Source organism: Companilactobacillus baiquanensis, assembly GCF_003946605.1.
In the GTDB taxonomy this organism is placed as follows: domain Bacteria; phylum Bacillota; class Bacilli; order Lactobacillales; family Lactobacillaceae; genus Companilactobacillus; species Companilactobacillus baiquanensis.
Genome location: NZ_RHOQ01000010.1, coordinates 48,104 through 55,722 on the forward strand (window position 1 = coordinate 48,104; position 7,619 = coordinate 55,722).

The window sequence follows — 7,619 nt, forward strand, 5'->3', positions numbered from 1 at the left end:
ACCTTCTTTTTGTTACACTTAGACTATTAAATTATTACGAGGGGGACAACAATGTTAGGATTATTTTTATTACTTACTCTTGAGTTTACGGCATTTTCATTTGTGCCATTTATAATAGCTTTAATAAAGAATAATAGTAAAAATGCGATTTCAACACATATTTCGATTCAATTGGCGTTATTTTTAATAAGTTTGTTCATTATATATTTTTCAGGTCCTGATCAAACTTGGAAGATGATTTTACAAGGCAATTTGATTTCATTGGCCATTGCTTCTGGATTGCATGGAAGTATTTTGGCAATATCTAAACGTGAGATAAGGAAAATAGAAAAAAACTTTCTATTTATGACGGTAGGATCATTATTGATTTTAGGTGGATTGATTTTAGTAATCATTGCATCAGGTTATGCCACTACTAAATCGGTAGCTAAAATAACAGACGTCACTGAGAATGCTACTACTAAGAATGCACCGATGCCTTTGATAAATTCTAAGAGTAAAGAAGTTCCGGTGGTTAATTCTTATAAAACCGTACGCAATCAAATGCAAAATTCACTGTCAAACGTACCAGATTCAAATGTTTATTCATTAAATCATGCTAGAGTACAGTTTTATCATGGAAAATTAGTTTATATTGCGCCACTAGATTTTGATGGATCATTTTTTAGATATAATCACTATAAAAAAGTTCCAGGATATTTTATTGTAGATGCAACTTCTAAAAAAGCGAAGCCAAAATTTGTCAAAAAGAGTATGAGATACACACCTTCTGCATATTTTGGTCATGATGCAACCAGAAGAATCTATTCTGCCATTACTGGTCGTGGGTTGGTTATTTCAGGCAGTGCACCACAATTAGAAATTAACGAATCTGGTCATCCATATTATGTTCAAACATTATATAAACAATATGGGCTTTCAACTAGAAAAAATTATCGTAAGATTTATGTAGCCGTTTTAGACTCGGTTACTGGTAAAGTAAATATTTATAAACAAGGTCAAGAACCCAAATGGATAGATGTTACATTTGATCCAAATATTGCAAGTGATAAAATCTATTCCTACGCTACTGAACGAAATGGCTGGTGGAATGCTCATGGCTTTGGTGGTTCAAGACTTGGTGTTATGAAGTCAGTTGAAGAAGTCGGAACAGAGGGCCGTGAAGATGTATTTACCCCAATAGCCTACAAAAATAATATTTACTATTTCTCTTCAATGACTAGTAACAATAAAAAACAAACTTCAGTCTTAGGATACATGTACGTTAATGCCAAAACGGGTAAGACTTATTACTATCGTGAAGGATCAGATGCAATGACACCTAATCGAGCTGATAGTCTGGCCGAAAACAGAATGAAGCAGACACAATGGAAGGCTAATATGCCACTCCTCTATCGAATTGACGGCAAACCAACTTGGGTTGTATCCATGATCGATGATAATGGAGCTTTCATGTCATATGTTTATCTTTTAGCAAGCGGCAATGGAACTCAAAACACAGTTGTTGTTGGAACTGATGCCAAATCAGCTCTACAAAAGTATCGCAATTTGTTTAATTCCAGTATGGGTACAGCTAGTTCAACACATTCTGGCAAGAAACAAAAATTTAGTGGGACCATTAATCGAGTAGTAAAAGTAAATAATAATGAAGTAGCATTTCTAATGAATGATAAAGATGAGGTCTTTTATAGCTCAACTAAAGATTATCCTCGTAATATGTTTATTCAAAATGGCGATGAAGTCAGCTTTTCTGGATATTTAGATGGAAAAACAGTGACGGTTGAAAAAGAAATACTTAATAAAAATATTTAATTAGTGAAAAAAATATAAATGGGGCCTTTAAGGCTCTATTTTTTTGGTCTTTATGTTCTCTATCAGTAATCATATGTTCATTTATAATAGTCAAAATATAGTTTCTAAACACTTGTGCATTTAATGTAAACAATGTGAATTATTCACTTGATTCGATTTTACTGAACACTTGTCTACTATTTAGGACCGTATCAACTATAAATAGATGTCTGTTTAATGATAATGAACATTAATTTAAAACGTTGATATGACAGTGTTTCCAAAGGTTATATAAGTGTTTAATAATATTGGTACAAAATATTTAAATTTATGAAACTAGATTATGAAAACAAAAAAAGTTTAAAATTCGTTAATCAAAGCAATCCCCGCCATGATCAGTGTTTCACAATTTTTGAGAATTGTAAGGCAAAGAAAATGAACCAGAGGGGTTGTAAAAACCAAATTTAAATTATATGATGAATTTGTTAAAAACATCACATAGGAGGAATTGAAATGCAAATAGCTGTTATTAAAGAACAAAAAGAGGGAGAAGGTCGTGTAGCCGCAACTCCTGAAAATGTCCGTAAAATGGTTGAAGCTGGAAATGATGTCCTTGTTGAAAATAATGCCGGTGCTGGTGCTGGTTTTACTAACGATGAGTATGTAGAAGCTGGTGGAAAACTAGTAAGTCATAAAGATGGCTGGGATGCAGATCTAATCATTAAAGTTAAAGAGCCTGATGAAGAAGAATACAAATACTTCAAGAAGGGTCAAATTATCTGGGGCTTTCAACATCTTGCATCTTCAAAACCAACTGTAGAAGCAATGATCAAAGCTGGAACAACAGCAATTGGTGGAGAAACAATTGTTAAAGATGGCAAGCTTGAATTATTAGCACCAATGAGTGCTATCGCTGGTCGTCGTTCAGTAATTATGGGTGCTTATTACTTGGAAGCACAACATAAAGGTGAAGGAATCCTATTACCAGGTATCAATGTTCCTGGTATCCATGCCGGACGTGTAGTTATCTTTGGTGGTGGTAATGCCGCTAGAAATGCTGCTCAACTTGCATTAGGTATGGGTTGTTCAGTAGTTATCATTGAATTAAATGATGATCGTATCAAAGAATTGGAAAATGAATTTAAAGGACAAGATCTTCGTGTTGTTAAATCAAATGAAGAAAACTTGGCTAAAGAAATTAAAGAAGCAGATATCTTCATTTCTACAATTCTTATTCCTGGATCAAGACCACCTAAGTTGGTTAAAGAATATATGATCAAATCAATGAAACCAGGTAGTGTTGTTGTCGATGTTGCCATTGATCAAGGTGGTACTGTTGAAACAATTGACAAACCAACAACAATTGACGATCCAATCTTTATTAAAGACGGAATTGTTCATTATGCTGTTCCTAATCAACCAGGTGCCGTACCACGTACAGCAACAATGGCATTAGCAGCAGGTAACATTGATTACTTACTAGAAATTGCTGATAAGGGTATTGATGAAGCAATTAAGACAGATGATGCACTTGCTTCAGGTGTAAATGTTTATGAAGGAAAAGTTACAAATAAAGGTTTAGCAGATTCACTTGATCTTCCATATTCAGAATTATCAGATTCAGTTAACTAGATTTTAATAAAATAATGAGGTGACTAAAATGATTAAAGGAACAGATGTTGATACCGCAGTAAATATTCATGATATTCAAGAAGCTAAAGCAATTGTTGGAAAATATGCACGTAAGACACCATTAGTTCAATCAATGTTTCTTAGCCGTAACATTGTTGGTGGAGATATTTTTCTTAAACTAGAAAATATGCAATTAACTGGTTCATTTAAATTTAGAGGTGCTAATAATAAGATCAATCACCTAACAGAAGATGAAAAGAAACGTGGTGTTATCACAGCCTCAGCTGGTAACCATGCTCAAGGTGTAGCTTTAACTGGTCATCTATTAGGCATCGATACAACTGTTGTTATGCCAGATGAAGCACCACAAATGAAGAGAGATGCTACTCGTGGATATGGTGCCGAAGTTGATATTCATGGTGCAACTTTTGATGACGCTCATCAATGGATGTATGAAAGAGCTGAAAAAGAAGGAAAGACAATCGTTGATCCTTTCAATGACAAATATGTTATTGCTGGACAAGGTACAATTGGACTAGAAATTCTTGATGATCTATGGGATGTTGATACAGTTATTATTCCTGTCGGTGGTGGCGGTTTAATTTCAGGTATGGCTGTTGCTTTGAAATCATTTAACCCTTCAATTCATATTGTTGGTGTTCAATCAGAAAATGTTCATGGTATGTATGCTTCATACAAAGCTGGACATATTGAAAGACATCATGATGACTTTACATTGGCTGATGGTACTGATGTTGCAACACCTGGTGACATTACATTCCCTATCGTTAGTGAATTAGTTGATGAAATTGTTTTAGTAAGTGAAGAAGAAATTGCTACTGCTATGAAAGACCTTCTTCAAAGAACTAAAGTTGTTGCTGAAGGTGCTGGTGCATTACCAGTTGCTGCTCTTGAAGCACATAAGATCGATGACAGATGGCTAAAAGGTAAGAAGACAGTTGCTATGGTATCAGGTGGTAACGTTGACTTAGCTCGTGTATCAAGTATTATTGATCATTTCTTCACACCAGTTAAGGCTGACGGAGGAATTGGCTAGGATAAAATTATCTTTTAATTGAACCTTCAAAACTTAATAAAAGCTCAGAGGTGTATGAAATGGAGAAAGAGACAACTAATCTAAAGAAAAATATTGGATTCGTTGCTGCTTTATCCACCGTAATGGGTACGGTTATTGGTGCAGGTGTATTCTTTAAAGCTGCTGTGGTCGCTGAAGCAACGGGGACTGTAAGCTTATCGCTATTAGCTTGGTTCTTAGGCGGTGTTATAACCATCTGTGCTGGTTTAACTGCTGCTGAACTAGCTGCCGCAATCCCTGAAACTGGTGGTATGATGCGCTATATTGAATATACATACGGAAAGAAGCCCGGATTTTTAATAGGATGGGCACAGACAATTATTTATTTCCCTGCCAATATAGCTGCCTTAGCAATTATATTCAGTACACAAGTTATCAATTTGTTTGGCTTAAGTTCTAGTACCTTGATTCCGATAGGTGTCGCTATTGCTTTATTCCTTACTTTAACTAATTTGTTAGGGTCAAAGGTAAGTGGTCATGTTCAATCATTTACAACCTTTTTTAAGCTTATCCCTATCATTTTAATCATAATTTTTGGATTGTTTTCTAAGTCGGATGTCAATGTTAGTTTACTTCCAGTGACAGCAGGTAAAGATTTAGGCTTTGCTAACGCATTGGGACATGGACTGCTTGCTACGATGTTCGCTTATGATGGTTGGCTACACGTTGGTAATATCGCCGGTGAAATGAAGAACCCTAGAAAAGATTTGCCAAAGGCAATCTTGTTCGGACTTGCTGGTATCATGATCGTCTACATGTTGATTAATTATGTATTTTTGAAGAGTATGCCAATAGGACAATTCTTTGGAAATGATAATGCCGCATCTGATGTTTCAGCCATTTTGTTTGGTGGACTAGGTGGTAAGTTAGTAACAATTGGTATCTTGATATCCGTATTCGGAACTATCAATGGATATACAATGACTGGTATGCGTATTCCTTATGCTATGGCATTGGAAAATACATTACCTTTCAGTAAACAATTAAAGAAACTATCAAAGAATGGTGTTCCTGTTAACTGTGGTATTTTACAAGTTGCAATTGCATGTATCATGATTTTCTTAGGCGCATTCAATACTTTGACAGATATGCTTATCTTCGTAATTTGGATTTTCTATACAATGACTTTCCTTGCTACAATGATTTTAAGGAAGAGAGAACCGGATATGAACCGTCCTTATAAGACACCACTTTATCCGATCGTTCCAATTATCGCTATTTTAGGAGGAACATTTATCGTCGTTAATACCTTATTTACACAAACAGGTTTAGCCTTAGTAGGTATCGCATTAACAGCCGTTGGTTTTCCATTCTATCTATACAAAGAAAAGCAAAACAAAAAGCTTGAAAACTAAAATTAGACTCAAAGTTGAAAAACAACTTTGGGTCTTTTTTTATGGGCTTGTTAATTCCGAATTCTTAGTTTAATATTTTTTACGTTGTGATTTATTTATTAATAAACGGAGGGTTAAATGAACAATAAACGAAAAGGTAGTTTAAAGGGGTTACTGCCGCTGATCATATTTTTGATTTTATATGCTTTAACGGGGATCTTTTCAGGTAAATTTGACAGTATGCCTCTATTGGTAGGGATAATAATTGCGTCAGTAGTATCCTTTAGTCTGTCGCCACCTGAAGGTACTAAAAAAATGTCTTTTGAAGAAAAATTTATGACCTTTTGTAAGGGTGGTGGAGAACCAACACTTATTATGATGGTAGTAATTTTTATTTTAGCGGGTGCTTTTCAAGGTATTGCTTCAAAGATGCACGCTGTCTCTTCAGTGACTAATTTAGGACTAAGTATTTTACCTTCTAATATGATTCTTCCGGGAATTTTTGTGATCGGTTGTATTTTAAGCTTTGCCATGGGGACTTCAATGGGAACTATTACAGCCTTAATGCCGGTAGCAGTTGATGTGGCTATAAAAACAGGTGTTGATCCAGCAATGATGGCAGGAATCGTCGTTGGTAGTGCTATGTTTGGTGATAATTTATCATTCATTTCAGCAACTGCCATTGCTTCAGTACAGACACAAGGTGTTGAGCAAAGAGAAAAATTTAAATTAAATATTATTACTTATATTCCAGCAATTCTTATCAATATAATTTTATTAGCTTTATATCCTATAAAAGATGTGGTTTTGAATGGTTCGTATGATTGGAATTTTATTAATTTGATACCATATATTTTGGTCATTGTTTTATCTTTAGTAGGTCTTAATGTCATGCCAGTAATGATGATCGGTGTTATTTCAGGTGTTGTGATCGGCGTTATTAATGGTGATTTTAGTTTGATCGGGTCAATGAAATATGTTCAAAATGGGATGTATAGTATGGAAGATATTGCCATTATTTCTATTTTTGTTGGCGGATTAGTTGAAGTTATGAAATATCTAGGTGGTATCCAATGGTTAATGGATACTCTTGGCAAAAGAACTAAGTCTAAACGTGGAGCTGAATTCTCGATCGGACTCTTGGTAACTTTATTGTGTGTCGCTACAACTAATAATACGATCGCCATTGTTACAGTTGGTCCACTAGCAACTGAAATTGGACGAAAATTTAAGCTCTCTAGAGCAAGAGTTTCAACGTTATTATCAATGTTTGCTACACATGTTCAAGGATTGATCCCATATGCTGGTCAGTTATTAGTCGCAGGTGGGATGGCAAAGGTATCTCCAATATCAATTGTTCCTTGGGTTTGGTATTGTTACTTAATGATCATTATGAGTGTGTTGTTTGTATTTTTACGTTTTCCAAAGGTAAAAGTTACACCTAAAACTGGTTATGATAATTTTGAATTAGAAGTGAAATAGCATAAAAATAGCTCAGTAATCCGAATTTGGATTACTGAGCTATTTTTGTTTAAACGGTTATACTATTCACCTGGTTTGTAATCTTTATCAATGATCAAGATAGGTTTGATAGTCTTACCACTAACTGAATCTGCATCAGCTTCATTGATTTGGTCAAAGTCATAGAACTTCTCTGTCAAATCAAATGGGAAGACACCTAACTTGAAGAATTCGATCAAACGTGGAATATCAACTTGAGGAATTGAATCTCCCATGTTTACTCCGACGATCTTCTTGTCATCAAC

At 34.8% G+C, this 7,619-nt stretch carries 5 protein-coding genes and 1 pseudogene; 5 read left to right on the forward strand and 1 reads right to left on the reverse strand.

Annotated elements, in window-relative coordinates:
• Window positions 1-51: 51 nt before the first annotated feature.
• The 5 genes from EKM77_RS10435 to EKM77_RS10455 all read left to right on the forward strand — a co-directional run bounded on the left by EKM77_RS10435 (window position 52) and on the right by EKM77_RS10455 (window position 7,335).
• A complete protein-coding gene (locus EKM77_RS10435) occupies window positions 52-1,812 on the forward strand; it encodes a hypothetical protein (protein WP_125594005.1) in 1,761 nt (586 codons plus the stop codon).
• Window positions 1,813-2,304: 492 nt separating this feature from the next.
• Window positions 2,305-3,423, forward strand: coding sequence for an alanine dehydrogenase (gene ald, locus EKM77_RS10440; RefSeq protein ID WP_125594006.1), 1,119 nt, complete (start codon window positions 2,305-2,307; stop codon window positions 3,421-3,423).
• A gap of 28 nt (window positions 3,424-3,451) precedes the next feature.
• Window positions 3,452-4,480, forward strand: a complete 1,029-nt coding sequence (tdcB, locus tag EKM77_RS10445; protein ID WP_125594007.1) for a bifunctional threonine ammonia-lyase/L-serine ammonia-lyase TdcB — start codon at window positions 3,452-3,454, stop codon at window positions 4,478-4,480.
• 59 nt (window positions 4,481-4,539) lie between these two features.
• Window positions 4,540-5,874 (forward strand): APC family permease, encoded by a 1,335-nt coding sequence (locus EKM77_RS10450; RefSeq protein ID WP_125594008.1) that lies wholly within the window; start codon window positions 4,540-4,542, stop codon window positions 5,872-5,874.
• A gap of 117 nt (window positions 5,875-5,991) precedes the next feature.
• A complete protein-coding gene (locus EKM77_RS10455) occupies window positions 5,992-7,335 on the forward strand; it encodes a Na+/H+ antiporter NhaC family protein (protein WP_125594009.1) in 1,344 nt (447 codons plus the stop codon).
• A gap of 62 nt (window positions 7,336-7,397) precedes the next feature.
• Here the strand turns inward: EKM77_RS10455 and EKM77_RS10460 are convergent.
• Window positions 7,398-7,619, reverse strand: a pseudogene (locus EKM77_RS10460) (NAD(P)-dependent alcohol dehydrogenase); the annotation flags it as partial.